Source organism: Pectobacterium sp. HCp5_1, assembly GCF_032905925.1.
Taxonomy (GTDB): domain Bacteria; phylum Pseudomonadota; class Gammaproteobacteria; order Enterobacterales; family Enterobacteriaceae; genus Pectobacterium; species Pectobacterium brasiliense_A.
Map to the genome: position 1 here is coordinate 11887 of NZ_JAUMIO010000035.1, position 26956 is coordinate 38842.

Consider the following 26956-nt stretch of genomic DNA (forward strand, 5'->3'; position numbering starts at 1 on the left):
CCATGCTGCTCACACGGCGTTCTCGCTCGCCTCAGCATAATTTTTAACGCCACTTGAAAATCAAAACCGGTTAGCACGCAGATGTTTTCTGCCTCTTAGCCTATCGCCGTGCGAGATTGATTGTGATGAGAATAGTTATCAGTCTTATTGATGAGATTTCATGGTAATGGTAAGGTGAGCATCAATTAAGCAGAAAGCACTTTTCTGTTTTTATTCCACGCATTTCCGCTAACCGCTGGCCTGATTCTGGGCGTTAAACAGGATGAGGGTATCTTCCCGCCCATGCTAAAACGACTCTTTTCCATTGAGGATTTCTTCGACATCGGTGAACGTTACGGGATTGATTACCACTTCCCGCAGCTGTCGTCCTGCCGTGAGCGCGCGAAAGAAAAGCGTATCGTGGTGCAGGGTGATGTCGAAGAGATGACGCTGTCCTCTGGGATTTGCCTGACGAATTCTAACGTGCAGGTCTTGCAGCCTTACGAATCGACGTCGTTGCACTGTTGCCCGTTTTATACGCTGGTGGTGCTGGAAGGTCGCGTCGCGTTACGTCTGAACGGCAAGGAATTTGTTGTGCGGTCTGGTATGGCATTCAGCACCCGGCTAGGTGACCCGTTAGTCATGAACGCCAGTCACCTTGCGGATTGTCATCTTCGCACCGTATCGCTGGGCATTTTCCCCACCACTTTTGCTTTGGATCCGCTGTTGGGCTCGCTGCTGAACGAGTGGGAGCAGGGCGGCAATCCGACATTTTTATGGCAGGTTCCCGGCTACTTGTTATCTGGGTTGCAGCACGCGCTGGAAAACACCGTGCCGGGATTATCGCGCCAGCTTATGCTGGAAGGCGTGATGCTACAGCTGCTAGGGCAAGGCCTGTCATTCGGGCAACGTGGGGGAGAGCGGCGCGTATCGCCTCCGCCCGGTGAACAGGATCGACTGGAGAACGTTCGTCGGCTTCTGGCGCAACAGCCTGAAAAAGAGTACACCCTCAATGAATTGGCGCAGTTGGCCGCGATGAGCACCAGTAGCCTGCGTACCAAGTTTCGTCAGGCGTATGGTCATTCGGTCTTTGACTATCTGCGTGACTGCCGGCTGGAATTGGCTCGGCGCTATCTGGTGCAAGGATACAGCGTTCAGCAGGCGGCCTGGATGTCGGGCTACCAGCACGCGACCAACTTTGCTACGGCTTTCCGGCGGCGTTACGGTATGGCGCCGAGCGATGCACGCATGGTCATCTAGCATTTCCTTTCTTATCAATCTTCTGAGCCTTATTTATGCCAGATATTGTCACTTGGCTGCCCGTTTGACGCTTTCTCGCTGAGTTCCCGTTTTGTCATTGCGCATACGCAAGTTGTCACTGCGCATAGCTATCGCAAGACTAAAAACGGTAATAATTCTTATTTACAATAATAAGGTTTGTGGAGATTCCCATGTTCAGAAAAACGCGGCTGGCGCTGGTGGTTGGCTGTTTCACCAGTGGATTAACGGTGTCGGCACTGGCGCAGGATACGCCATCCTCTTCTTCTCAGGGTGATACGTTAGTCGTGACGTCTCAAACGCAACGCGGCGCGACTAAGCTGGAAACGCCCGATATTGAGACTCCTCAGGCCGTTTCTATCATTACGCGCGATCAGATTCAGGAACAGGGGGCGACCAGCGTTCGTCAGGCGGTCGGCTATACGCCGGGCGTGTACAACAACCAAATCGGCGCGTCCAACCGCTTTGACTACATGGTGCTGCGCGGCTTTTCCGACGGCAGCCTCGATAACGTCTATCTCGACGGGCTGAAGATGATGGGGGATACCAACTCTCATAGCTCGCTGGTTATCGATCCCTGGTTTCTCGACAGCATTGAAGTGGTCAGAGGCCCGGCGTCCGTCCTCTACGGGCGTTCTTCTCCGGGTGGGATTGTGGCGCTGAATTCCCGTCAGCCGTCGTTCGATCGCAGCGGACAGATCAAGTTGTTTGCAGGCAACAATGCCCAGCGCGGTGCGGCGTTTGACGTTACCGGTCCGCTGGATGATGACGAACGTTTTGCGTTTCGTCTGGGTGGGATGGTGCGTGAGGCGGATACCCAATTTGGGCCGCTGAAAGAAGAACGCTATGCGATTGCACCTAGCCTGCTGTGGCGGATTTCCGACAAGACCCGCCTGGAGTTGATGGCGTACCTGCAACGCGATCCAGAAGGCGGCAGTCACTCGGGGTTGCCGTATGACGGTACGGTGGTCGCGCACAACGGGCGGAAAATCTCGAACACCTTCTATGAAGGGGAAGAGAATTATGAGAAATACGACCGTAAGCAAAACATGGTGGGATACAACGTTGAACACGCTTTTGATAGCGGCTGGGCGGTGCGCCAAAAAGTGCGTTATCTGCGTACCAAAGTGCATTTGGATCAGGTATACGCCTATGGCTGGACGCAGCCGACCGCCGATACGCTGACCCGTTATTACTCGGGTTCCCGCGAGTCGCTGTCTGCATTAACGTTAGATAATCAGCTCGATGGCAGCGTGGATACCGGTGCGGTGAACCACCGCCTGCTGGTGGGGATCGACTATCAGCAGCGTAATAATAATGTGGACTGGCCTTCGGGTTCCTTCCCAGCGCTCGACGCGTTTAATCCCGTTTACGGCTCCGGTCCAACGGCCATGTCCGGTACGCTGGAAAAGCACAAGCTGCAACAGACGGGCATCTATCTACAAGATCAAATGAGCTGGGAGCGCTGGCGCTTAACACTGGGCGGTCGTCACGATCGGGTAAAAGTGACCCACGTTAATCATACGAAGGGGACACACAGCGAGTTGGATAAAAACAACTTTAGCTCGCGTGCCGCCTTGCTCTACCTGTTTGATAATGGCGTTGCACCGTATGTCAGCTATTCCACGGCCTTTACGCCGACCAGCTTCGCCGATGATAACGGCAACGTGCTGGAACCGATGAAAGGCAAGCAGTGGGAAGCCGGGATGAAGTATCAGCCTGAGGGTTCTCAGGATCAGTACAGCCTGTCGGTATTCCGTATTAACCAGAAGAATGTGGCGACAAAAGTTCAGCCTAACGATCCTTACCGTTCCGTGGGTGAAATTGAGTCTGAAGGGGTTGAACTGGAGGCGGTGAGCCACATTACCGATAATCTGCGTCTGCAAGCGGCCTATACCTATACGGATATTCGCTATAAGAAAAGCAGTGTGGCTGAGCAAGGAAAACGCGCGGTGTACGCGCCGCGCAATCAGGCCAGCGCCTGGGCCAGCTATGATGTCAAAAGCGGTCCACTGGACGGCCTGACGATTGGCTCTGGCGTACGTTACGTGAATGGCGTGACCTCCGATCGCGCCAACACTCACACGCTGCCTTCTTACACGCTGGTGGATATGGCGGTGGGGTACGATCTCTCGAAGGTCGGTCTGAAAGGGCTAAGTGCACAGCTTAACGTTAGTAATCTGACCGATAAACGCTACGTGGCGTCCTGTAACTCGCTGGAGTTCTGTTACTTCGGTGCCGAACGCAGCGTAGTCGGTAGCGTCTCTTACTCGTTCTGATCGCGTGTTTTGCGGCAATAAAACGAAAGCCGGGTTTCCCCGGCTTTTCACATCATGTATTCGCTAACGATCAATACAGGCCAATCGCTTTCCACCACAGCAGACCCGCGCTCATGAAGATCGCCTGATTCACCAGACTGACGACGAAGCCGGTACGCCACCAGACGGCGGTGGGCACGTAGCCCGCGCCGAACAAGATGGGGCCGCGTGCGTGGGTATATTGCGTCAGTGAGCAGTACAGGCTGCTGGTAAACGCCAGCATGAATGCCATCGGCACCGCCGGAATGTTCAGGTTGATCCCGACACCGAGGAACACTGCAAAAAGCGCGGCGATCTGCGCGTTGCCGCTGGCGAAGAAATAGTGGGTGTAGAAATAGGCCGCATTCAGCAGCAACAGCACCAATACCCAGCTGGTTCCCTGCATTAAGTGGCCGATGTTGCTGCCGATGAGATCGCCAAACCAGTTCGTGAAGCCGAGCTTTTTCAACTGATTTGCCATCATCAGCAGTGCGGCGAACCAAATCAGCGTATCCCAGGCCCCTTTCTCGCTCTTCACGTCTTCCCAGCTCAGTACGCCGGTTAACAGCAGGAAAGACAGCCCGACGAAAGAGGCTGTCGTGGCATCCACACCTAATTTATCGCCAAAAATCCACAGTACGAGCAGCAGGACGACGGTGAAGGCCATCAGCCATTCACCGCGGCTCATGTTGCCCATTTTTGCCAGTTCGGCGACAGCCAGTTTTGGCGCATCTGGCGTATGGCGAATTTCTGGTTTGGTCAACCAGTAGACGAGCAGGGGGACAACGGCCAGAGAAATCAAACAAGGCACGAGCGCTGCCAGAAACCAGCTTCCCCACGTGATGGTCACGCCCGCGTTGGCCGCCAGTTTTACCGCCAGCAGGTTGCCGGTGTAAGCAGTCATAAACAGCGAAGCGGTCACATCGTTAACGTTACCGATACAGGTAATTAGGAAGGTACCAATCTTGCTGCGCGAGGCATCTTCCGGTTTGGAGTCGAAGCTGCGCGACAGCGAATCGGCAATGGGATAAATAATCCCGCCGCAGCGTGCGGTGTTGCTTGGCATCGCAGGGGACAGCACCAGATCGGCAAAGGCCAGCCCGTAAGCCAGACCCAGCGTGCGTTTTCCCAACATGCGGATCATCTGCAAGGCGATACGACGACCCAGCCCTGTTTTGATAAAGCCGCGTGCGATCATGAAAGCGACAACAATCAGCCAGATCAGCGAGCTGTTCAGGTCGCTGAGTGCGGTTTGTATCGCGCCGCTGGCCGTTGTATCTCCCGCGGCGTACGTCAGCGCAAAGAGCGTGATACTGATAATACCGATAGCCCCAATCGGGAGAACGTTCGCGACAATGCTCACGATCGTGGCGACGAAGAGGACGGCGGAGTGCCAGGCGGCGGGGCTTAAGCCAGTTGGGGGTTCCATTTGCCAAAAAAAGGCGGTGATGGCGAGAATAATGATTAGCGGAAGCCAGTTCAGTCCATATGAGGTTTTCGTTTTCATCCATTTTCCTTACTCGAGGGCTGCAAGATTGTGCAGGGTTATAACCCATAAGAGTTATAGGGATAAAAAGAGCATAGCGTTAACCGGGAAAGGCGTGAGGCAAAATTATTGGCTTATTGATTTGGATTCTGTTTTTTAAATATTGTCAGTTAAGTAATTTTTATCATTAGTTGATTTGTGGGCGATTTTGCTTTGGCGCGGGCTGCCTCGCAGTACGGTCCGCCAACATCTGGTAAGATGGTCATTCATTACGTCATCAACACCTTCTATTTCATCAACACACGTTTAGCTGGAGGCGCGGACTTTTTGTTAACACTGCTGAATCTCCTTTCTGCGATTGCGTTACTGGTGTGGGGCACTCACATTGTTCGCACAGGTATCATGCGAGTTTATGGCACCCAGTTACGGCGGGTTCTCAGCGATAGCGTTGAGAAAAAACCGTTGGCCTTTATGGCCGGTATTGGCGTAACCGCGCTGGTGCAGAGCAGCAATGCGACCGCGTTGCTGACGACCTCTTTTGTCTCACAGGGGCTGGTGGCATTAACGCCTGCGCTGGTGATTATTCTCGGGGCGGATGTCGGTACGGCACTGATGGTGCGAATTCTGACGTTCGATCTGTCCTGGCTTTCTCCGCTGCTGATTTTTCTGGGCGTGATATTTTTCCTCAGCCGTAGGCAGACGCGGGTGGGTCAGGTTGGTCGCGTGGCGATTGGGCTCGGGCTGATTTTGCTGGCGCTGGAAATGATTGTCGTGGCCGCGGCTCCGATCACGCAAACGTCGGGTGTGAAGGTGCTGTTTTCCTCGTTGACGGGCGACGTCATGCTGGATGCACTGGCTGGCGCGCTGTTCGCGGTGATTACCTATTCCAGTCTGGCAGCGGTGCTGCTAACGGCAACTCTGACGGCAAGCGGTGTGATCTCGCTGGAAGTGGCGATGTGTTTGGTCATTGGTGCCAATCTGGGCAGCGGATTGCTGACGATGATGAGCACCTCGACGCAGAATGCGGCAGGCCGACGCGTGGCGCTCGGCAGCATGCTGTTCAAGCTGATAGGCTGTTTGGTCGTGTTGCCGCTGGTCGAGCCGCTTTCACGCTGGTTGACGCGTATTCCGCTGGGTGCCGAAGAGCTGGTGATCTACTTCCATCTGTTCTACAACCTGATTCGCTGTCTGCTGCTTATTCCGCTCACCGGTGTGGTGGCACGCCTGTCCTGCGCGATGATTGCTGACTCGCCGCAGGTCGATCTCCAAATGAAACCGCGCCATCTGGACACCAGCTCGCTGGACACGCCGGCGCTGGCGCTAACCAACGCCGCGCGGGAAACGCTGCGCATTGGCGATGTGCTGGAGCAGATGCTGCGTTTGTACCGCGAAGTCTTGCAGGGCGACCATATGCAGCGGCGGGAGATTCGTCGACTCGATGACGATGTCGATATCCTTTACACCGCGATTAAGCTCTATCTGGCGCAGATTCAGAAAGACGGCTTGGATGAGCGAGATTCCCGGCGCTGGGCTGAGGTGATCGAAGTAGCGCTGAATCTGGAGCAGGCGGGGGATATTATCGAACGCATGGCAGATGACATTGCCAATCATTCCTCCGGCGTACGCATGGCGTTTTCTGCGCAAGGTCTGGAAGAGTTGAACCATCTACATGAACAGCTGCTGGCGAATCTGCGTCTGGGACTGTCGGTTTTCCTGTCGGAGGATGTCACCAGCGCGAAACGCCTGCGCCGTGCCAAACACCGCTTCCGTATTATGAACCGCCGTTATGCCCATGCGCATGTCGATCGCTTACATCAGCACAACGTACAGAGTCTGGAAACCAGTTCGCTCCATTTGAGCTTACTCGGGGACATGAACCGACTGAATTCACTGTTCTGTGCGGTAGCGTATAACGTCTTGATTGTGCAGCAGGATGGGGATGAAGAACGCGAAGAGTCACCGCTGACGCTGTGACAGAATCTTGTGGGGGTGTTTCCCCCACAAGATAGAAGGAGCTTACTCGAACAGGCTGCGGTGCAGTGTTTGTACCACTCGCTCGGCGTCGTCACCCGGTACCAGGAAGCACAGGTTGTTGCTGCTGGCGCCGTAGCAGATCAGGCGAATACGGAAGGGCTCCAGTACGCCAAACACTTCTTTCCCGACGCCACACGCCTGAGACAGATTGTTGCCGATCAACGCGACCAGCGACAGATTCTCTTCAACCTCAACCCGACACAGCGATGACAGTTCGGTCAGCAAGGCGCTGGAGAGCAGGCTGTCGCCCGTTGAGGTGGAGCCGGTTGTGTCGAGCGTCAGCGCGACGTTGACTTCTGACGTCGTGATCAGGTCAACGGAGATGTTGTGACGCGCCAGAATGCTGAACACTTCGGCCAGAAAACCGCGTGCGTGCAGCATGTTCAGGCTATACAGCTTAAGCAGCGTTTGTTTACGACGCAGCGCCAGCGCGCGGAACAGCGGCGGATTTTCGGTTTTATTGCACACCAGCGTACCGCCAGCGGCCGGATCTTTGCTGGAACCGACGAACACTGGAATATCGCTACGCACCGCAGGCAGCAGCGTGGCCGGGTGCAGGACTTTCGCGCCAAATGTCGCCATTTCGGCGGCTTCTTCAAACATGATTTGGTCGATGCGTTTTGCGGTCGGCACCACGCGTGGATCGGTGGTGTAGATGCCGGGAACATCGGTCCAGATATCAATCCGGCTGACGTTGAGTGCTTCGCCCAGCAGTGCCGCCGTATAATCGCTACCGCCGCGACCCAACGTGGTCGTGCGGCCTTTTGCTTCGCTACCGATAAAACCCTGAGTGATCACCAGACCTTGCTCAAGACGCGGCTGCAGCTGGCTGCGAGTCAGTTCGCCCAGTACGTCACAGTCCGGCTGAGCACGGCCAAAGTGATCGTCGGTACGCATGATTTTGCGCACATCGAACCATTCTGCAACGACATCACGCTGGCGCAGAATCTCGACAAACAGCAGGGTAGACATGAGTTCGCCGTGGCTGACCAGTTCATCGGTCAGGGCGTTTGACGTCGCGAGCGCCGCCGCTTCAGACAGGGTAGTGACGCTGTCCAGCATGCGATCAATCTCATCGCGAATCACGCTTTGATTGGTCAGTCTGTCGATGATGGCGTATTGGATTTGGCGGATTTTTGCCAGATGCTCGGCGCGCGTTTCCGGCGTTTGACCTTCCGCGAGCGCGACCAGTAAATTCGTGATACCCGCTGATGCTGACAGCACCACAACGCGCACATTCGGATTGGATAACACCACATCGGCACTGCGATTCATGGCGTCAAAGTCCGCCACGCTGGTGCCGCCAAATTTGGCAATAACGGTAGAGTTCGCGTTTGCGGAGACTTCAGTTGCAGACATGTCAAAAAACCTCGTGTCAGGGGGTAGGCTGTTTTTCAGTAAACAGCATTCCATTAATCAGCCTTGGCACAGGGGGAGAGCAAAAGTAGGGGGCAGGCGTAGAAAAAATGACTACGATACACCCAGAAGCGCTCCACCTTGCTGGATGTCCATCAGGACAAATCCGGTGACAACCCAGAGGATTCAGCCTCTGTAGTCGATAGGGTGAAAACCGTATTTTCACCGCATCTCGGCATCGCTCCCCCTCAGATATCATCAGCGGATTACGGTTCCTCCGATATCTTACCTGGGCGATGCGCCTCTTCTGGCTTGCACACCGAGTGTGCAAGTACGGTGTTACAAATAACGGGTTATGCGGTTTCTGTCAATAAACAAAACGGCATGAACCGCTTTTAGCAAGAAAAGGGATCTCAATCTGGATTTTAAGGGATACAATCGATTCAGTCACTTTGAACTCATGCTTAGAGAGAAAGTCGCATTATGAAAAATATTAATCCAAGCCAAACTGCCGCCTGGCAGGCATTACAACACCATTTTGACGCGATGAAAGACGTGCAAATCAGCGAGCTGTTTGCACAAGATAGCGAGCGTTTCACGCATTTTTCCGCGACGTTCGACGATCAGATGCTGGTGGATTACTCCAAAAACCGCATCACGGCAGAAACGATGGAAAAACTGCACGCGCTGGCACGGGAAACCGACCTGTCTGCGGCGATTCAGTCCATGTTTGCTGGCGAGAAAATCAACCGCACGGAAGACCGCGCCGTTCTGCACGTTGCCCTGCGTAACCGCAGCAACACGCCGATTCTGGTAGATGGCAAAGATGTGATGCCGGAAGTCAACGCGGTGCTGGCGAAGATGAAAGATTTCAGCGAACGCGTGATTGGCGGTGAGTGGAAAGGCTATACCGGCAAAACCATTACCGACGTGGTTAACATCGGTATCGGTGGCTCCGATCTGGGCCCGTTCATGGTAACGGAAGCGCTGAAGCCTTATAAAAATCACCTCAACATGCACTTTGTCTCCAACGTTGACGGCACGCACATCGCTGAAACGTTGAAGCCGCTGAACCCAGAAACTACGCTGTTCCTCGTCGCGTCGAAAACCTTCACCACGCAGGAAACCATGACCAACGCGCACAGCGCTCGCGACTGGTTCCTGAAAACGGCGCAGGACGAGAAACATGTTGCCAAGCACTTTGCTGCGCTGTCCACCAACGCGAAAGCCGTCGGCGAATTTGGTATCGATACCGACAACATGTTCGAATTCTGGGACTGGGTTGGCGGACGCTACTCTCTGTGGTCGGCGATTGGGCTGTCGATCATTCTCTCTCTGGGCTTTGATAACTTTGAAAAACTGCTGAGCGGCGCGCACGCGATGGACAAGCACTTTGCTTCCACGCCAGCGGAGAAAAACCTGCCAGTGCTGCTGGCGCTGATCGGCATTTGGTACAACAATTTCTTCGGTGCTGAAACTGAAGCGATTCTGCCGTATGACCAATACATGCACCGTTTTGCCGCCTATTTCCAACAGGGAAATATGGAATCCAACGGGAAATCTGCCGATCGCAATGGCAATCCAGTGGATTACCAGACCGGGCCGATTATCTGGGGTGAACCAGGTACGAACGGCCAGCATGCGTTCTACCAGTTGATCCATCAGGGCACCAAGCTGGTTCCGTGTGATTTCATTGCGCCAGCGGTGAGTCATAACCCATTGAGCGATCATCACAGCAAGCTGCTGTCGAACTTCTTTGCACAGACGGAAGCACTGGCGTTCGGGAAGAGCCGTGAGGTGGTAGAAGCAGAATTTGCGGCGGCAGGCAAAAGTCCAAAAGAAGTTGAACACGTCGCGCCGTTTAAAGTATTCGAAGGCAATCGCCCGACCAACTCTATCCTGCTGCGCGAAATCACCCCGTACAGCCTGGGCGCGCTGATTGCACTGTATGAGCACAAAATCTTCACTCAGGGCGCGATCCTGAACATCTTCACATTCGATCAGTGGGGCGTGGAGTTAGGGAAACAACTGGCAAACCGTATTCTGCCAGAGCTGGAAAATGACAGTACGATCGACAGCCATGACAGTTCTACCAACGGACTGATCAACCGCTTCAAAGCGTGGCGTAACTAATCGGGCCTGTGCCCTTTGGTTTTTCAATCGCAAGGAGGAAGACATGCAGGTTCGTATTTTGTTGGGACTAGCCGCGGCAGTGTTGCTGGCGGGATGCAGCAGTAGCAGTAGCCAACTCAGCGCCGCCGGGCAGGCCGTGACGTTCACGGATACCAAGCCAGGCAGCGAATGTCAGCTGTTGGGGCAGGCTAGCGGTAGCCAGTCTAACTGGCTGGCGGGCAACCATAGCGACGGCAGTTCTATGCGCGGTGCGGCAAACGATCTGCGTAATAAAGCGGCGGCGATGGGAGGCAATACGGTCTATGGTGCAACCAGTCCGAGTGAGACCTTCTGGTCAAGCTTTGCGCCGCTGGACAGCAAGATGAGCGGCAGCGTCTACAAGTGTCCTTAAGCTAAAGAAAAACCCGGTGAGAGTGGCATTTTGCTCTCACCGCTTTCCTAACGTATTGCTCAACCGACTATCCCAGCGTCATCCTGATGCTGCTTCATCCCTAAATCCAGCGGCGTTTTGCTGGCTTCCCCACCGATTTCCCGTGCCAGACGGGGCACCAGATAGCCGGATACCTTCTTCAGCAGCGCTTTGACTAAGACGCGCGCCTCGTTGTCATCTACCAGAAAATGCGCGGCACCCTGAACCTTATCCAGCACGTGCAGGTAATAAGGCAGAATTCCTGCGTCAAATAGCGCATTGCTGAGCCGGGCGAGTGTCTCTGCACTGTCATTCACTCCGCGCAGCAGCACGCTTTGGTTGAGCAGCGTCACGCCTGCACGGCGCAAACGCGCCATACTTTGTGTTAAATCAGGATCAATTTCCTGCGGGTGGTTAATATGCGTCACCAGCAACACCTGAAGCGAACTACGTGACAGGCGATCGCACAGCGCATCGGTAATACGTGCAGGGATGACCACCGGCAAACGGCTATGAATGCGCAGGCGTTTCAGATGTGGGATGTGTTCCAGCTCGGTGATCAGCCAATCCAGCTCGTGGTCTTTAGCCATCAGCGGGTCGCCACCGGAAAAAATAATTTCATCCAGTTCTGGGTGCTGGCGGATATAATCCAGCGCCTGACGCCAGTTTGCCTTGTTGCCCTGATTATCCTGATAGGGGAAATGGCGGCGGAAGCAGTAGCGGCAGTTTACCGCACAGCCGCCTTTAACCAGCAGCAAGGCACGGTTGTGATATTTGTGCAGTAGCCCCGGCACGACGCTGTGTTGCTCATCAAGCGGGTCATGAGTGAAGCCTGGGGTGGCGATAAACTCCTCATGCGCGGTCAATACCTGTAGCAGCAACGGATCGTCAGGATTGCCTTTTTGCATCCGTGCCGCGAAGGCGCGCGGTACACGCAGCGCAAAAAGCCGGCGTGCATCACGGCCTTGCCGGAGTTTAGCGTGATCGCTCAGTGCCAAAAGTTGCAGTAATTCATCAGGATCGGTAATTACGTCCGCAAGTTGCTGCAACCAATCTTCTCTGGAAGGTATATTTAGGGTTACAATGTGTGCCATTTTTTGGCTTCGTACCAGTATTAAAATTGTAGAGGGCCTTTATGGCGACTTATTCTAGCAACGATTTCCGTTCCGGTCTTAAAATCATATTCGAAGGCGAACCGTATGCCGTCGAATCCAGTGAGTTTGTTAAGCCGGGTAAAGGCCAGGCTTTTGCTCGCGTAAAAATGCGTCGCCTGTTGACGGGCTCTCGCGTTGAAAAAACCTTCAAGTCTACCGATTCTGCAGAAGGCGCAGACGTCGTTGATACCAACATGAACTACCTGTACAACGACGGTGAGTTCTACCACTTCATGCACCCTGAGACGTTTGAACAGCATCAGGTTGAAGAGAAGACCGTTGGTGATGCGGCAAAATGGCTGCAAGACAACGCCGAATGTATCGTTACCCTGTGGGATGGTCGTCCTATCGCCGTTCAGCCACCGAATTTCATCGAAGCTGAAATCACCGATACCGACCCAGGCCTGAAAGGCGACACTGCCGGTACTGGCGGTAAGCCAGCAACGCTGAGCACTGGCGCGGTCGTTAAAGTACCATTGTTCGTACAGATCGGCGAAGTTGTCAGAGTTGACACGCGTTCTGGCGAATACGTTTCACGCGTTAAGTAATTAATGCGAAGAAGGCCGCCTTCTGTGAGGGCGGCCTTTTTAATTCATTTTTTCTCATTCAAGTCTTTCCCCTGTTTTGCCCCTCATCCGAAAAAACCGCCACAAGCATTAAAATTGGCTACGCTTAAAAAGCAGTCACTTTCGTACCGTTGAAATCCTATTCTCATAAAGAAGGAATCGAGTATGTTGAAGAAAGCTTTTGTTGCCATTTTCTCTCTGGTTATTCTCTCTGCAGTGGTTGGGTGCAATACCACCCGCGGCGTTGGGCAAGATGTTGAAGCGGGTGGGAAGGCCATTCAGCGCAGCGCCCAATAGCCCAACGTGGGAAATAAGTCGTAATAACGTTTCCGAGTGGAAGAAAATACCGTGATGGTGTTTTCTTCCATACATTGAGGAAATGAAAATGTGGATCGCTCGGTGAAGTAATAACGTCGCCTCTTGCCATGCCTGCCAGCATGCTGACGTTGAGTAATATATTTATGGAGGTCGCCTGATACGGACATTTACGCTATTTCAGTGGTCGAATCTGGATAATTGGTCAATCGAGGTATTGTATTATTCGCATGCTTTTTGCAGGAATCTGCAAATCGGATTAGCTATCAGGTCGCCTTTACCGGAATAGTGAAAATATTGCAGGGCGCGTTCGGTCTTTCCTTGTTTATTCCTTTTTCCACGTTCATGTTAAAAGAACCGCGCCGAACCGATTATATTTGTCTGCCGGGCGCGGTTTTCTTTTTGTATTGCGGTCAATACACTCAGATTACTGATTGACCCAAATAAGCGCTTCTGTCGGGAAGCCGTAGCGTTTGGCTGTGGCGACCAGTTTGTCGCGTGTCGCAGGATCCAACGTTGGCGTGCGTGAGAGAATCCACAGGTAGTCGCGGTTCGGCCCGCAAATCAGGGCGTAGCGGTAGTCGTCGTCCAGCTCAATAATGTTGTAGCCGCCATAGAACGGCCCGAAGAACGACACTTTTAGCGCGCCACGCTGAGGCGAACCCGTGAAATACGCTTTCCCGATGCTCTCTTTCCATTCCTGTTTTTCGACGTTAAAGCCACGATTGATCACCTTGATTCCGCCGTCATCCCTTGGGCTATAGGTTGCTGTCACGCGTTCCATATTGCGTTCAAAACGGTGGTCGAGGCGGGCGATCTCATACCATGTACCGAGGTAACGATTGACGTCAAAGTTTTCCACGACGGTGACGTTATTGGGCGGCGTCACGCTACAGGCGACAGAAAAGAGTGCTATCAACGCGGCAACGCAGGCTTTCCCACGTCGTCTGATGGTGAAGAGAAGGCTTTTGAATAACGTGCTGTTAAAGCGAATAGCGTTAAAGGGCATCATATTGACATCTCATCGTTTTCATCTTTGTTCCAGTGTAGACGATGGACGTGGTCAGGCGGGGAAATAATACGGCCTGCGACGATCTCGTACAGGCCGTTAGGTACAAATTTACAGATGTTACCTCTACAGCGTAACGACACCGATAACGGTAACCACGGTCAGGATGGCCGCCAGACCGTAGAACACCCATTTTCCGGCAGGAACGTGGATTTTCAGGTCATGCATCGCATGGTGGATACGATGCAGGCCACACCAGAGCGGCAGTACAATCATCAGCAGTAAAAAGACACGGCCGATAAAGCTCTGGCTGAACGCGGCGATGCGCTCATAGGTTAACGCGTCCGGAAACAAGCCCAGAGGCAGCATCACGCCGACCAGCAGAATGATCACCGGAGCGAAGAACGCGCTCCACATCCCACCAGCGCCGAACAGGCCCCAGAAAGGCGGTTCGTCAGAACGTTTTGGCGTTGGGTTAATCACATTATTTCTCCTGTTCAGAATAGTAAGGCGATCGCCAGAACGGCTACGGTTACCACCACGGTGACAGCCCACAGCCCTTTAATGATCGGCTCTGGCCCCATTTTTTCATCTTTAATCACGATGATGCTGGCCTTCGGTGCCAGTTCAAACCAGGTTTTGGTATGCAGCGCAGCAGCGAGCAGAGCAACGATATTGATCAGCAGCACCAGCGGGTTTTGCAGGAAGCTGACGAAGTTTGCCCAGCCTTCCGGCCCGTTTTTTAGCGCGAAAACGCCAAACATCAGCACGATGCTGAACCAGACGGCAGGGACGGCAGTCCCTTCACGCAACATATAAAAGCGGTAGAACCCCAGCTTTTTCCACCAGGTCGGCGACATACCGCGAACATACGCTTTACGTTTAGATGTCATCATTGTCCCTCCCTTATTGTGGTTTCAGCATGGCGATCATGAAGTCTTTCGCGCTTTCGACTTTGCCTTGCTGGATGGCAGCGGCAGGATCGACGTGCTTCGGACACACTTCTGAGCAGTAGCCCACAAACGTACAGGTCCAGACGCCGTTATTTCCGTTCAACTGCGCCATACGCTCTTTCTTGCCGTGATCGCGGTTGTCCAGGTTATAACGGTGCGCCAGCGTAATTGCTGCCGGACCGATGAACTCAGGGTTCAGGCCGAACTGTGGGCATGCCGCATAGCACAGGCCACAGTTAATACAGCCGGAGAACTGGTGATACTTCGCCATTTGCGCCGGAGTCTGCTTGTTCGGGCCGTCAGCAGGCTTACGATCGTTGCCGATGATGTACGGCTTGATGGCTTCCAGGCTCTCGATAAAGTGGGTCATATCGACCACTAAATCGCGTTCGATGGGGAAGTTGCCCAGCGCTTCGACCTTCAGACCGTTCGTGTATTCACGCAGAAAGGTTTTACAGGCCAGTTTAGGGACGTTATTCACCATCATGCCGCAGGAACCACAGATCGCCATACGGCAGGACCAGCGGTAGGAGAGGTCCGGTGCCAGGTTATCTTTGATATAACCCAGCGCATCCAGCAGGGAGGTCTGCGTGTTGTACGGGACATCGAACGTCTCAAAATACGGTTCGCTGTCCTGTTCAGGGTTATAGCGCATGACTTCCATTTTCAGGGTTTTGATCATCTCAGCCATTCGCCTGCTCCTTCTTGCTGCCTTCCTGCGTATCACCTTCTGCACCATATACGCGTTTGGCCGGTGGAAGCTTGGTAATCTTCACATCGCTATACTCCAGACGAGGTGCGCCTTCCGGGTTATAGAACGCCAGCGTATGCTTCAGGAAGTTAACGTCATCACGTTCGGTGCAACCGTCATCCAGACGCTGGTGGGCGCCGCGGGACTCTTTACGGTTGATCGCCGAGTGCGCCATACATTCCGCAACATCCAGGCTATGGCCCAGCTCAACGGTGTACAGCAGGTCGGTATTGAACACGCTGGAGCGGTCGGTGATTTTCACGCGTTTGAAGCGTTCTTTCAGCTCTGCCATCTTATCGACGGTTTTCTGCATCAGATCGGTGGTGCGGTAAATACCGCAGCCTTCTTCCATCGACATGCCCATTTCGTCACGGATTTTCGCCCAGCTTTCGGTGCCTTCCTGATTCATCAGGTCATGCAGACGCTGTTCGATGTCGCGGGTTTGTGCATCCAGCGCCGTGCCGTTGGCCGGTGCTGCTGCCTGTGCGCGCTGTACGGCATGCTCACCCGCAACGCGACCGAAGACCACCAGTTCGGCCAGCGAGTTGGAACCGAGACGGTTCGCACCGTGCAGACCAACCGAGGAACATTCGCCGACGGCGAACAGACCCTTGATGCGGGTTTCGCAGTTCTGATCGGTTTCAATGCCGCCCATTGTGTAGTGCGCGGTAGGACGGATAGGAATCGGCTCTTTCACCGGATCGACACCGACATAGGCTTTTGCCAGTTCGCAGATGAACGGCAGACGTTCCTGCAGTTTCTTCTCGCCGAGGTGGCGCAGATCGAGGTAAACCACATCGCCCAACGGGGTTGAGACGGTGCGGCCTGCGCGCCATTCGTGCCAGAACGCCTGCGAGACCTTATCGCGCGGCCCCAGCTCCATGTATTTGTTTTTCGGCTCGCCAAGCGGCGTTTCCGGGCCCATGCCGTAGTCTTGCAGGTAACGGTAGCCGTCTTTGTTGACCATGATGCCGCCTTCGCCGCGACAGCCTTCAGTCATCAGGATACCGGAGCCGGGCAAACCGGTTGGGTGATACTGAACGAATTCCATATCACGCAGCGGGACGCCGTGGCGGAATGCCATGCCCATGCCATCGCCTGTGACGATGCCGCCGTTGGTGTTGTAACGGTACACGCGGCCTGCGCCGCCTGTCGCCAGCACCACGGCGTTAGCGCGGATCTGAATCAGCGAACCTTCCATCATATTGATGGCAACAAGACCGCGCGCTTGACCGTCATCGACCAGAACATCGAGGACAAAGTGCTCGTCGAAGCGTTGGATTTGCGGATATTTAAGGGAAGTTTGGAACAGGGTATGCAGCATGTGGAAGCCGGTTTTATCGGCGGCAAACCAGGTGCGTTCGATCTTCATCCCGCCAAAGCGGCGAACGTTGACAGAACCATCTGGTTTACGGCTCCAGGGGCAGCCCCACTGTTCCAGTTGAATCATCTCTTCCGGGCAGTGTTTGACGAAGTGCTCAACCACGTCTTGTTCACACAGCCAGTCGCCACCCGATACGGTGTCGTTGAAGTGATAATCGAAGCTATCGTGTTCCTGAGTTACTGCTGCTGACCCACCTTCTGCCGCCACGGTATGGCTACGCATTGGGTAGACTTTTGAGATCAGCGCAATTTTCAGTTGAGGGTTGGCTTCTGCGGCAGCAATTGCCGCTCGTAGGCCAGCTCCTCCGGCCCCGATAATGGCCAAATCGGCATTAAAGGTTTGCAATGCATTCCTCCAGTTACTTAAGTTAATTAAGTTAAAATAAAAAAATAATATCTATTCGTTTCTGTCTTTAATATCCGAGCTTAATATCAAACCCGCTGAAAATTATGTGATAGAGGTATAAAGAATAGATAAACCTATAATTTTTGTGTGGGAATGATTATACCGAATTATGGGTAGATGAAATTTGATGTGATCCCGCATTTTGTGGTTTTTTCAGCAGGCTGCGTATTTATTGATAAAAACGTGATCGAAAGGCTTATTTAGGGGGAAATGATGCTTTTATTTCTTTAATAACCCTTTTGAGGTGGATATAAGAAAATGATCCACTGGGTATAATTTATAGCGGCTATCCTGACCGCTCCCTCTTGGAGGGGAGATCATGCATTGCTGAAAAGCGCGTCTGGCCTTTTTTCCGCTGGAAATTTGGGCTGATGCGGGTAGACTGCACCCCCTGTTTGACTTTGGAGTAAGAACCATGAGCGAGACGACAAGTTGGCAACCTAGTGCTTCTGTCGCTAATTTGTTGAAACGAGCGTCGATCATTGCTGCTGTCCGACGTTTCTTCACCGATCGTGGTGTACTGGAGGTCGAAACGCCTGCCATGAGCCAGGCTACGGTAACGGATATTTTCTTATACCCGTTCCAGACCCGCTTCGTTGGTCCCGGTGCTGCGGATGGCATGACGCTGTATTTGATGACCAGCCCGGAATACCACATGAAGCGTCTGCTGGCTGCCGGTAGCGGACCGATCTTTCAACTGTGTCGTAGTTTCCGCAATGAAGAATCAGGCCGACACCACAATCCAGAATTCACTATGCTGGAATGGTATCGCCCTCACTATGATATGTACCGCCTGATGAATGAGGTCGATGACCTGTTGCAGCAGGTACTGGATTGTGAAAGCGCGGAAATGCTCTCCTATCAGCAGGCGTTTTTACGCCATCTGGAGATCGACCCTCTGTCTGTTGATAAAGCGCAGCTGCGCGAAGCAGCAGAAAAACTCGGGCTGGGCGATATCGCCTGCCGTGAAGACGATCGCGATTCGCTGGTGCAGATGCTGTTCACCTTTGGCGTTGAGCCGCATATCGGGCGCGACAAACCGGCGTTTGTCTATCATTTCCCTGCAACGCAGGCTTCACTGGCCGAGATCAGTTCGGAAGACCATCGTGTCGCCGAGCGTTTTGAAGTCTATTTCAAGGGGATTGAATTGGCGAACGGCTTCCGTGAATTGACCGATGCCGATGAACAACGTCAGCGTTTCGAGCAGGATAATCGCAAGCGTGCCGCGCGGGATTTGCCACAGCAGCCGATTGATGAAAACCTGCTGGCGGCGTTGAAACACGGTCTGCCGGAGTGTGCGGGTGTGGCGTTAGGTGTGGATCGTTTGATCATGCTGGCGCTGAATGCCGAGAGGCTGAGTGATGTGATCGCGTTCTCTGTCGATCGCGCGTAATCCGTTTGAAGTAGGGCGCTGCCACATCTGGCCGCCGCCCGTTTTCCCTTCTTATAAGCTGCCCGGCGTCCGCTGCCGTGGCGTCAGCGTTTTTCCACTGCGCGACAGATTGTCCATTTTCACCTGGAACGGTGGGAAAGGAAGCTCCAGATTGTGTTTGCGGTAGTTTTCCAGAATCAACTGATGCAGTTCGTGGCGCAGCGGCATACGGTGCCCCATTTCGGCGGCGAACACGCGCAGCTCGAAAATCTGAATCCCCTGTTGCAGGTCAACCAGGAAGGCTTCGGGCTCTGGTGTATCCAGAATCAGCGAACAGCGCTTCACCGCATCCATCAGCAGTTCTGTGACTTCCTGACTGTTCGCGTTCGCCGGAGCTGGCACCGTCATCACCACACGCGTGACGGAATCCGACAGCGACCAGTTGATAAACTGCTCGGTGATAAATGCCTTGTTCGGCACGATGATCTCTTTTCTATCCCAGTCGGAAATGGTGGTGGCGCGGGTGTTAATCCGCATGACGCTACCCGTAAGATCGCGGATCGTGACCGTATCGCCGATGCGGATCGGTTTCTCAAACAGGATGATCAGGCCGGAGATAAAGTTGGCAAAGATCTCCTGTAAGCCGAACCCGAGTCCCACACCCAGTGCAGCAACCAGCCATTGCAGTTTCGACCATTCGATCCCGATCAGCGAGAAGCCCATCAGGCAGCCGATCAGCATCAGAATATATTTGCTGATGGTGGTAATGGCGTAGCCGCTGCCCGGCGATAGATCCAGATGCTGTAGGATCGCCAGCTCCAGCAGGGCGGGCAGGTTACGTACCAACTGCGCGGTAACAATGAAGATCAGAATCGCGATCAGCACCGACCCCAGCGTAATCGCCTGCACGCTCTCCACGCCTTTGACCGTACTGGAGACATCCCACAGGCTGATATTTTCCAGGAATGCAAAGGCAGAATGAATTTCCGACCACAGCGCGATAACAGAAACCAGTGCGATCAGCGTCAGAATGGAGCGTACTAGCTGCAGGGACTTGGCGCTGATGGCATCCAGATCGACGACGGGTTCTTCCACCGCGTCCGAACTGCTTTCATGGGACGACGCAGACGGCGTGTCTTCTTCACCTTTGGCACGCTGCGCCAGAATTTCCGAACGTCGCTGTTTGGCGCGATCGAAGGCGATGCGGCGGCGCTGAATCAGCATCCAACGGCGAATAATGTGGTAAACCACTAGCAGGAAGAACCAGATAGAGACGGAGGTTTCCAGACGAGCTAACAGCGCCTGTGCGGTGGCCAGATAGCCGATGCAGGAAGCCAGCGCGGCAACAAGCGGCATGGCGATCAGGATGTTCCACATCGCTCGGTTAACGGAGTTTTCCCCCGAGCCTTCTTTATCCAGATACAGCGGGATACCCGCGCGTTTTAGCCCAGTGGTGACCAGACTCAGCGCCATACAGAGCAGGATGAAGCAGAGCCGTCCCAGCGTGCTGGAAAACTCGCGATCGTTGAGCTTATCGAACGTAATCAGCGCCATAATCAGCGGCACGATAAAGGCAATCGAGAGACGGTAGTAGCGCATCGCTCTGGCTACGCGCTCCGGCGACCAGCGGAAGTGGACAATGAACAGCCCCTGCGGATGCGAGAATGAGGCGCTGATCATCACCAGCCACATCAACGGCACGGTGGCAGTCACGCTGTCGCCGATAGCGACGGCAATCGGGTAAGGCCAGGCGTTTTGCAGCCCGTATCCCAGCGCGGCCCAGAGCACCGGTAGCGGCAGGGCGGTAAGGATGGACCAGAACACGGTACGCAGCGTCAGCATAAAGTGATCGAGTGTGACCTTACCGACGCGGCTGCTGGCACGCTCCATAAACGCATGATAGTGACGGCGCGAGCTGATACTAAAGCCAACCAGCAGCAGCGCGCCCAGCAGCGGCAGCACGGTTTCCTGACTGGTCACCATCATCACCAGCGCGCTACCCAGCTGCGTCAGCGTGTCTAATGACAGCAGGCGCGTCAGATCCTGTACCAGTTTGAGCGGATAGGCGAACGTCACGGGATCGACATCCGCAACCCAGAACAGGTCGCGATGGGCTGCTTCCCGTGTTTCGGTTAGCGCATCCGCCAACTGGTTATTGGCGACTTTGAGTTTGGTTAGTTCGAGTATTTGTGAATCACAGCCGGAGATCAGCGAAGTCAGCAGGTCGCGCTGGGTTCGCATCTGATCGGTCAGGATACGCTGCTGTGCGCTGGTCAGCGGATCGCCGTTGTCCTGTTTGGCTTTATCAAGATCCTGCGGTTTGTTGATCAGGTCTTCAAAGTGCAGCCGCTGTACGCGCAACTGCGCCATGTCGCTATCCAGCAACTGAGGCTTGGGCATTTCCGGCAGGCGGGCGATCTGTGCCCGTAACGTTTCACCTAATATCGGTGAAACGCCGAGCCACTGTGCCTGTTCGCGGATGGTGCTCAGCGCCTGACGAACCTGAATGGTGTGCGTGGCAGCCTGACGTTGCTGAGAAGCAATGAGGTCCATCCGCTGCGCTTGCTGGTTCAGCGCGACGGAAAGCTCGCGGTTAACCTGTAGCTGCTTGCTGATGACGCTGGGTAAATCGCCACTTTGTTCAGCGAGCAGCTCTGTGCGCTCTAATGCCTGTTCGGCTTCGCGCTGGCGCATATTGTTGAGTCTGCTGCGTAAATCCTGTTGCAGCAGATCCAGCCTGTCGTGGCGCTTTTTATACAGTTCGACACGTAACCGGGATAGCTCCTGACGATTGCTGGCTGAAAGCTGTGCCAGCTCCAGTTCGTCGACCCGGCTTTTGCGCAGGGCAGATTCGGCCTGAAGCGCGACGAGCTGCGCTTGCCCCAGTGGGGTAGCAGGCGTACCGAGAGACTGAATACGGCGTTCCGCATCGCTTTGCATGCGGCTGGCTTCGGTTTGCTGCTGCGGAAGCTGGCTCAGTGAGTCGCTGATTTCACGCAGCCGATCCTGTTCCTGTTGGAGCTGGCGAGCCTGTTCCAGCAGTTGGCTACTGGTTTGCAGTAACTGCTGTTCAAGATCGTTGCTGGAGAGACTGTCTGAAATAGACGACGGTTTGCCGTCTTCGGCATTAAGCTGGCGACGTAGCTCCTGAACCAGCTTGGGGAAATCATCAATAACGCGTTGATACTGTGTGGCGCGCTCCAGTGACTCTTTGCGATCCTGCAGGGTGTTCAGCGCAGCCTGATATTCTTCAACGATTTTCGCCTGATCGGCTGCACCTTTGTTGGCCTCCGCCTGCTGTAGCTGCTGGCGTAGCTGCGCCTCATTGGGCGCAGTGGCAGCCAACGCGGCAGTTGATAATAAACATCCCAAAAGAAAAGTCAGAATCAGACGCACGTTAGCTACCTTTATTACAAACAACACTCTTACAAGCGACTAAAGTCGGCCGTTATTTACGGCGCGTCGGGTTTGTGGCCCGTCTGGCCGGATGCCTCAACCGCAGGATTTTGTCCCTCAACCTGAGCGGGCTCAGATGCTACCGCGGCAGGCGATAGTGCGGCGTCGTTAGCTTCCAGCTCGGTGCCTTCCGGGAAGACAACAGGCGTTTGCTCATCCTGACGGACTTCGGCAAACGGCTCGCCCATACGCGTTACGCTCATGGTATTCAGGTGAGCAGCAAACTGGAGATTATTGCCTGCGGCAAACAGGTTAATCACGGTTGAGCCCAGCTTGAAGCGACCCATTTCTTCGCCTTTTGCCAGTACGACGGCACCTTCTTCACCCGCCTGCGGGTAAGTCCAACGCTTGATGATGCCTTCACGCGGTGGGGTCACCACGCCTGACCACACGGTTTCGATGCTACCGACAATGGTCGCACCCACCAGAATCTGTGCCAATGGGCCGAATGCAGTATCAAACAGGCAAATGACGCGTTCGTTACGTGCAAACAGATTCGGCACGTTATCGGCCGTCAGCAGATTGACGGAGAACAGGTCACCCGGCACATAAATCATCTCGCGCAGTACGCCGTCGCACGGCATGTGGAGGCGGTGATAATCACGCGGCGAAAGATAGATGGTGGCAAACAGACCGTCGCGGAACAGATCGGCCATCACATAGTTGCCAGCCAACAACGCTTCCAGCGTGTAGTCGTGGTTCTTCGCCTGAATTAGCTTGCCGTCGGTAATAGGGCCAAACTGCGACAGCACGCCGTCAGCGGGCTGCACCAGACGGTGCGCATGAGGATCGACAGGGCGAATGCCAGGACGCAGAGGGCGAACGAAAAATTCGTTAAACGTGCGGTAGGAGGCGGTATCCGGCTGCTGCGCTTCCTGCATGTTGACGTTGTATTGGCGGACAAACAGATCGATCACCAGCTTGGTGAGTTTTCCTGCTCGCTTATTTGCTCCCCAGCCCGCTAAGCGGGTTAGCCAGATCTTGGGAAGCCAATACTGTAATTTGATTTTGATATTATCCAGCACTGTGAGCCTCTTGGATTAATAGTGCGTCATAAAACAAGCTGTCTGGGGAACACACTTGACGTTGTCAGCGGTAGCCCAGAGAGAATAAGCGCATTCACTTACCCTCAAAGGGGGCGCATTGTAACGATGGTCATGATAAATGTCAGTTATCTGTATCCGAAAAGCCTTTACGCGTTTTTACTTGCGCCATGCTTTCCAGAATCCGGTGATAGTTATCAAAACGCTCTGTGGCAATCTCTCCGCGCGCAAGTGCAGCATTGATCGCGCAGCCTGGATCGTTTTCATGTTTGCAGTCGCGGAACTTACATGAGCCGATATATTTACGTAACTCAATGAAACCACTTGTCACCTGTTCAGGCTCCAGATGCCACAGACCAAATTCACGCACGCCCGGTGAGTCGATCACGTCGCCGCCGTGCGGGAAGTGGTAAAGCCGGGAGGCGGTGGTGGTGTGTTGCCCCAATCCTGAGTTATCAGACACCTCATTCACCAGAATCCGTTCTTCGCCCAGTGCGAGCAGCGCGTTAAGCAGACTGGATTTCCCGACACCTGACTGTCCGGCGAAAATGCTGATACGGTCGGTGAGGGCTTGCTCCAATTCAGGGATACCCTGTTGAGTATGGCTGGAAACCATCAGCACGCGATAGTCGAGGGCGCGGTAGATATCCATTTGTTTATCAACAAACTGGCGAGATTTGTCATCCAGCAGGTCAATTTTGTTCAGCACGATCAGCGGGTCGATCTCCAGCGTTTCGCAGGCGACCAGATAGCGATCGATAATGTTCAGCGACAGCTCAGGCAAGATCGCCGAAACGATCACGATCTGATCGATATTGGCGGCGATCGGTTTAATGCCATCGTAATAGTCGGGGCGAGTCAGGACGGAATGGCGGGGGTGAACGGCTTCCACGATCCCGCTGATGCCTGCGAGTGATTCATGGCCTGGGCGCCAGACGACGCGATCGCCCGTAACCAGCGATGAAAGGGTCCGACGAATGTTGCAGCGGTGCACCACGCCATCGGCGGCTTCCACATCGGCGTGCATACCGAATCGGCTGATGATAATGCCTTCCTGCGCATCGCCCAATTGGCTATCTTCCCATTCGACTTTGCTTTCCGTTTTTTTCAGGCGACGCTGGTGGTTTGCGCTAACCCGACGCTGCTGACCTTTCGACAGTTTCTTTTTGCTCACTGAGCCTCACTTAAGACGATTTATCGTTCGCGGCAGTGCGTTATCGCCCGCCGCGTTTGAACGGACTATAATACACCCTATTTGATTTTAATTAACTGATACCACCTTATCGGTATCAGCATTGAGATTGATACTGGTATCCTTGTATCGACGACAGGGCACAATGCAACAGGAATTCCCACGATGGTAGATGAAAATAACCTGATCTGGATCGATCTCGAGATGACGGGTCTGAACCCGGATCACGATCGCATCATTGAGATCGCAACGCTGGTGACGGATGCAAATTTGAACGTGTTGGCTGAAGGGCCGGTCATGGCGGTGCATCAGTCAGACAGCCAACTGGCGCTGATGGATGACTGGAATATGCGTACGCACGGTGCCAGCGGCCTGACGGATCGCGTCAAAGCCAGCACGATGGATGAACGCGCTGCCGAGTTGGAAACGCTGGCGTTTCTACAAAAATGGGTACCGGCGGGTAAATCGCCGATCTGTGGCAACAGCATCGGCCAGGATCGCCGCTTCCTGTTCCGCTATATGCCAGAGCTGGAAGCCTACTTCCACTACCGCTATCTGGATGTCAGCACGCTCAAAGAACTGGCGCGACGCTGGAAGCCAGAAATCCTGACGGGCTTTAAGAAGCAAGGCACGCATCAGGCAATGGACGACATTCGCGAATCACTGGCGGAATTGGCCTATTACCGTGAGAACTTTCTGCGGCTGTAGTCGTTGAAGCAAAACGGCTAGGGCGTGATGTGCCGCGATCTGCTGCTATGTACGCCACAACGCCTGTTTTGTCGGCGCATGTCTATTTTATCAACATATTGTTTTTTTTATCAGCAGTCAGATAATTTTTCATTTTGGGGGGCTTGCGGTTAAACGGATTTCTCGTATAATGCGCACCCCATACCGATGAAGAATTTCAATTAAAGAACTTCAACATCGTGTGAAGATTTCCCGGGCGGGAATAGCTCAGTTGGTAGAGCACGACCTTGCCAAGGTCGGGGTCGCGAGTTCGAGTCTCGTTTCCCGCTCCACGTTTTATCACTGATTGTCACCATACAAGCAGTGTGCAGTAATCAGACGTAACGCCTGTTAATGTCTGTCCGATACGCGGGAATAGCTCAGTTGGTAGAGCACGACCTTGCCAAGGTCGGGGTCGCGAGTTCGAGTCTCGTTTCCCGCTCCAATCTTTTAGTTTCTTTCTTCAATTCAGTATCCTTTTCTCTTTTCATGTATCAAACCCGTTAAACGCTTTCTGCTTTCTTCATCGCGTAAGAAACCCATGCTGTGCGCTGAGTGATGTCTCTGGGCTGTGCCTTGATCGTTGATATCGTAGATAAATCATTTTATTAAATACTTAGTCTGGTTATATTTATTCTGGTTCTCTTTTCTATTTTATTTTTTTATGTCGGTTTGATTTTGACGTAATATTAAAAATTAACTATGTTTATAACCAGAATGCATTTATAAAAATCACATCGTTTAAAATGAAGAAGGTTGTTATTGTTTTTAGTGATTTTTTCTATTCGACGCTATCTGGGGAGTATCATTTAAATTTCATGAGGCATTCCGATTATTTATTTAATAAATAATGGGTTGTTATCATGGATCATATGGTTATCCCTACAGATAGATAAAAGAGGATGGAAAAATGAAAGCAATAAATAGCACTATTTTACATGTTGTAGCGACGGCGGCTTTAGTGATGAGCGGGTTTGCTCAGGCTGATGACACGGCAAAAGCACATACCGGAAAAGATCAAGTTGAACTCAAACATATTCACGCTGTCCTGCAAAATGGAACGCCCAGCCCGCAGCACGATGCGATGTGTGAGAAACAGCTGAACATGCCTGAATCCAAATACGTCGGCATGAAAGTGACAACAGAATATAATATTAATACCCAGTCAATGATGATGTCGGCAAAATCCATGTTCCCTTCGCCACACAGTACACAACCCATGGAATTAACGGCCGATTTATCCGCTTTGGGTCTCTCTGATAGCTATTCATTTGGTGCATTTAAACCAAGTTCCTTACCCAATGCTTATATTCTTTTCTCTCTTGATAAAAAAATGAAAAACCCGGTGAGCACTTTTATGGTTATTAATGAAAGTGAGACTTATAACTGTGTTATTAGCAGTTCAACGCATGGGGTAAGCAAAGAGGCAATGAAAAGCCTTGAAATGAAAAAATAGTCATTTTTATTTTCTTCCGTAGATTGCAGGCTGCTGTCTGCAATCTACGGCTATTCACTTGACCCACGCAGCCATTCAGAGGGTCACGTATTCAACTCGGTGATCGTCAGGTAGAATGTTCATCTGTTTTCCTAAATATTTAGAAGAAGAGCCTGATGGCAACGGTTGAGGTAAAATGCCCGTTTTGTGAGCAAACAGACCC

Annotated in this window: 22 protein-coding genes, 2 tRNA genes and 1 riboswitch; of the genes, 13 read left to right on the top strand and 11 right to left on the bottom strand. The window is 53.3% G+C overall.

The window, feature by feature from the left end:
• Positions 1-282: 282 nt before the first annotated feature.
• Together Q3A88_RS18405 and Q3A88_RS18410 are read left to right on the top strand one after the other, a co-directional pair.
• Positions 283-1239 carry an AraC family transcriptional regulator gene (locus Q3A88_RS18405; protein ID WP_039279749.1) on the top strand — a complete coding sequence of 319 codons (957 nt, stop codon included), beginning with the start codon at positions 283-285 and terminating at the stop codon, positions 1237-1239.
• Between the two features lie 191 nt (positions 1240-1430).
• On the top strand, positions 1431-3536 hold the full coding sequence (locus Q3A88_RS18410; protein ID WP_317178401.1) for a TonB-dependent siderophore receptor: 2106 nt from the start codon (positions 1431-1433) through the stop codon (positions 3534-3536).
• A gap of 70 nt (positions 3537-3606) precedes the next feature.
• Here Q3A88_RS18410 and Q3A88_RS18415 read toward each other — a convergent pair whose 3' ends face one another.
• Entirely contained in the window at positions 3607-5061 is a 1455-nt protein-coding gene (locus tag Q3A88_RS18415; RefSeq protein ID WP_317178402.1) for a DASS family sodium-coupled anion symporter, read from the bottom strand.
• A 306-nt stretch (positions 5062-5367) separates the two neighbouring features.
• On the opposite strand from Q3A88_RS18415, the gene Q3A88_RS18420 reads away from it, so the two are divergent.
• Positions 5368-7014: a Na/Pi cotransporter family protein gene (locus Q3A88_RS18420; RefSeq protein WP_110162520.1), complete on the top strand. Its 1647-nt coding sequence runs from the start codon at positions 5368-5370 to the stop codon at positions 7012-7014.
• A 42-nt stretch (positions 7015-7056) separates the two neighbouring features.
• Here Q3A88_RS18420 and lysC read toward each other — a convergent pair whose 3' ends face one another.
• Positions 7057-8433 carry a lysine-sensitive aspartokinase 3 gene (gene lysC, locus Q3A88_RS18425; RefSeq protein WP_014916788.1) on the bottom strand — a complete coding sequence of 459 codons (1377 nt, stop codon included), beginning with the start codon at positions 8431-8433 and terminating at the stop codon, positions 7057-7059.
• Positions 8434-8551: 118 nt separating this feature from the next.
• Positions 8552-8745: riboswitch (Lysine riboswitch) on the bottom strand.
• Between the two features lie 168 nt (positions 8746-8913).
• Here lysC and pgi point away from each other — a divergent pair.
• Positions 8914-10563: a glucose-6-phosphate isomerase gene (gene pgi / locus Q3A88_RS18430; RefSeq protein WP_039521676.1), complete on the top strand. Its 1650-nt coding sequence runs from the start codon at positions 8914-8916 to the stop codon at positions 10561-10563.
• A 43-nt stretch (positions 10564-10606) separates the two neighbouring features.
• Positions 10607-10954 carry a DUF4156 domain-containing protein gene (locus Q3A88_RS18435; protein ID WP_014916786.1) on the top strand — a complete coding sequence of 116 codons (348 nt, stop codon included), beginning with the start codon at positions 10607-10609 and terminating at the stop codon, positions 10952-10954.
• Positions 10955-11013: 59 nt separating this feature from the next.
• Here the strand turns inward: Q3A88_RS18435 and epmB are convergent, their stop codons facing one another.
• On the bottom strand, positions 11014-12066 hold the full coding sequence (epmB, locus tag Q3A88_RS18440) for an EF-P beta-lysylation protein EpmB (protein ID WP_039516867.1): 1053 nt from the start codon (positions 12064-12066) through the stop codon (positions 11014-11016).
• Between the two features lie 41 nt (positions 12067-12107).
• Here epmB and efp point away from each other — a divergent pair, with 41 nt between their 5' ends.
• The 3 genes from efp (at position 12108) to Q3A88_RS18455 (ending at position 13445) form a co-directional block, all read left to right on the top strand.
• Complete coding sequence (gene efp, locus Q3A88_RS18445) at positions 12108-12674, top strand: elongation factor P (protein ID WP_014916784.1); 567 nt, start codon at positions 12108-12110, stop codon at positions 12672-12674.
• Positions 12675-12857: 183 nt separating this feature from the next.
• Positions 12858-12989 carry an entericidin A/B family lipoprotein gene (locus Q3A88_RS18450; RefSeq protein ID WP_005972977.1) on the top strand — a complete coding sequence of 44 codons (132 nt, stop codon included), beginning with the start codon at positions 12858-12860 and terminating at the stop codon, positions 12987-12989.
• Between the two features lie 255 nt (positions 12990-13244).
• Complete coding sequence (locus Q3A88_RS18455; RefSeq protein WP_258307568.1) at positions 13245-13445, top strand: DMT family protein; 201 nt, start codon at positions 13245-13247, stop codon at positions 13443-13445.
• On the opposite strand, the gene Q3A88_RS18460 is transcribed toward Q3A88_RS18455, so the two are convergent.
• The 5 genes from Q3A88_RS18460 to frdA all read right to left on the bottom strand — a co-directional run bounded on the left by Q3A88_RS18460 (position 13435) and on the right by frdA (position 17449).
• Positions 13435-14019, bottom strand: a complete 585-nt coding sequence (locus Q3A88_RS18460) for a lipocalin family protein (protein WP_110162334.1) — start codon at positions 14017-14019, stop codon at positions 13435-13437. The two genes, Q3A88_RS18455 and Q3A88_RS18460, sit on opposite strands and share 11 nt — an antisense overlap.
• A 123-nt stretch (positions 14020-14142) precedes the next feature.
• Positions 14143-14499 carry a fumarate reductase subunit FrdD gene (gene frdD, locus Q3A88_RS18465; protein ID WP_005972985.1) on the bottom strand — a complete coding sequence of 119 codons (357 nt, stop codon included), beginning with the start codon at positions 14497-14499 and terminating at the stop codon, positions 14143-14145.
• A gap of 14 nt (positions 14500-14513) precedes the next feature.
• The gene (gene frdC, locus Q3A88_RS18470) at positions 14514-14909 is read right to left on the bottom strand and encodes a fumarate reductase subunit FrdC (RefSeq protein ID WP_010295522.1); all 396 of its coding nucleotides are present in this window, start codon (positions 14907-14909) and stop codon (positions 14514-14516) included.
• 13 nt (positions 14910-14922) lie between these two features.
• Positions 14923-15660, bottom strand: a complete 738-nt coding sequence (locus Q3A88_RS18475; protein ID WP_010283136.1) for a succinate dehydrogenase/fumarate reductase iron-sulfur subunit — start codon at positions 15658-15660, stop codon at positions 14923-14925.
• Complete coding sequence (gene frdA, locus Q3A88_RS18480) at positions 15653-17449, bottom strand: fumarate reductase (quinol) flavoprotein subunit (RefSeq protein WP_010283134.1); 1797 nt, start codon at positions 17447-17449, stop codon at positions 15653-15655. Before frdA ends, Q3A88_RS18475 begins: the two co-directional genes overlap by 8 nt.
• A 475-nt stretch (positions 17450-17924) precedes the next feature.
• Between frdA and epmA the strand changes: the two genes are divergently transcribed.
• On the top strand, positions 17925-18902 hold the full coding sequence (gene epmA / locus Q3A88_RS18485) for an elongation factor P--(R)-beta-lysine ligase (RefSeq protein WP_039317631.1): 978 nt from the start codon (positions 17925-17927) through the stop codon (positions 18900-18902).
• A 51-nt stretch (positions 18903-18953) separates the two neighbouring features.
• Here epmA and mscM read toward each other — a convergent pair whose 3' ends face one another.
• The 3 genes from mscM to rsgA form a co-directional block, all read right to left on the bottom strand.
• The gene (gene mscM / locus Q3A88_RS18490; protein WP_039498018.1) at positions 18954-22277 is read right to left on the bottom strand and encodes a miniconductance mechanosensitive channel MscM; all 3324 of its coding nucleotides are present in this window, start codon (positions 22275-22277) and stop codon (positions 18954-18956) included.
• 56 nt (positions 22278-22333) lie between these two features.
• Complete coding sequence (gene asd / locus Q3A88_RS18495; protein WP_075278394.1) at positions 22334-23362, bottom strand: archaetidylserine decarboxylase; 1029 nt, start codon at positions 23360-23362, stop codon at positions 22334-22336.
• A 142-nt stretch (positions 23363-23504) separates the two neighbouring features.
• A complete protein-coding gene (gene rsgA / locus Q3A88_RS18500; protein WP_110162335.1) occupies positions 23505-24554 on the bottom strand; it encodes a small ribosomal subunit biogenesis GTPase RsgA in 1050 nt (349 codons plus the stop codon).
• Positions 24555-24737: 183 nt separating this feature from the next.
• Here rsgA and orn point away from each other — a divergent pair, with 183 nt between their 5' ends.
• From orn to Q3A88_RS18520, 4 genes are all read left to right on the top strand, one after another.
• Positions 24738-25280 carry an oligoribonuclease gene (gene orn, locus Q3A88_RS18505; RefSeq protein ID WP_317178403.1) on the top strand — a complete coding sequence of 181 codons (543 nt, stop codon included), beginning with the start codon at positions 24738-24740 and terminating at the stop codon, positions 25278-25280.
• A 235-nt stretch (positions 25281-25515) separates the two neighbouring features.
• A tRNA-Gly gene (locus tag Q3A88_RS18510) sits at positions 25516-25591 on the top strand.
• A 76-nt stretch (positions 25592-25667) separates the two neighbouring features.
• Positions 25668-25743 (top strand) — tRNA-Gly (locus Q3A88_RS18515).
• Between the two features lie 465 nt (positions 25744-26208).
• Positions 26209-26754 (top strand): hypothetical protein, encoded by a 546-nt coding sequence (locus Q3A88_RS18520; protein WP_040032123.1) that lies wholly within the window; start codon positions 26209-26211, stop codon positions 26752-26754.
• The last annotated feature ends 202 nt before the right edge of the window (positions 26755-26956 follow it).

Excerpts from the sequence above, each read along its gene's own strand:
- Q3A88_RS18415 (WP_317178402.1), bottom strand. The coding sequence starts at position 5,061 with ATGAAAACGAAAACCTCATATGGACTGAACTGGCTTCCGCTAATCATT.
- orn (WP_317178403.1), top strand. The coding sequence starts at position 24,738 with ATGGTAGATGAAAATAACCTGATCTGGATCGATCTCGAGATGACGGGT.
- pgi (WP_039521676.1), top strand. The coding sequence starts at position 8,914 with ATGAAAAATATTAATCCAAGCCAAACTGCCGCCTGGCAGGCATTACAA.
- Q3A88_RS18475 (WP_010283136.1), bottom strand. The coding sequence starts at position 15,660 with ATGGCTGAGATGATCAAAACCCTGAAAATGGAAGTCATGCGCTATAAC.
- lysC (WP_014916788.1), bottom strand. The coding sequence starts at position 8,433 with ATGTCTGCAACTGAAGTCTCCGCAAACGCGAACTCTACCGTTATTGCC.
- Q3A88_RS18520 (WP_040032123.1), top strand. The coding sequence starts at position 26,209 with ATGAAAGCAATAAATAGCACTATTTTACATGTTGTAGCGACGGCGGCT.
- Q3A88_RS18405 (WP_039279749.1), top strand. The coding sequence starts at position 283 with ATGCTAAAACGACTCTTTTCCATTGAGGATTTCTTCGACATCGGTGAA.
- Q3A88_RS18460 (WP_110162334.1), bottom strand. The coding sequence starts at position 14,019 with ATGATGCCCTTTAACGCTATTCGCTTTAACAGCACGTTATTCAAAAGC.
- frdC (WP_010295522.1), bottom strand. The coding sequence starts at position 14,909 with ATGACATCTAAACGTAAAGCGTATGTTCGCGGTATGTCGCCGACCTGG.
- Q3A88_RS18410 (WP_317178401.1), top strand. The coding sequence starts at position 1,431 with ATGTTCAGAAAAACGCGGCTGGCGCTGGTGGTTGGCTGTTTCACCAGT.
- epmB (WP_039516867.1), bottom strand. The coding sequence starts at position 12,066 with ATGGCACACATTGTAACCCTAAATATACCTTCCAGAGAAGATTGGTTG.
- epmA (WP_039317631.1), top strand. The coding sequence starts at position 17,925 with ATGAGCGAGACGACAAGTTGGCAACCTAGTGCTTCTGTCGCTAATTTG.
- efp (WP_014916784.1), top strand. The coding sequence starts at position 12,108 with ATGGCGACTTATTCTAGCAACGATTTCCGTTCCGGTCTTAAAATCATA.
- Q3A88_RS18435 (WP_014916786.1), top strand. The coding sequence starts at position 10,607 with ATGCAGGTTCGTATTTTGTTGGGACTAGCCGCGGCAGTGTTGCTGGCG.
- Q3A88_RS18450 (WP_005972977.1), top strand. The coding sequence starts at position 12,858 with ATGTTGAAGAAAGCTTTTGTTGCCATTTTCTCTCTGGTTATTCTCTCT.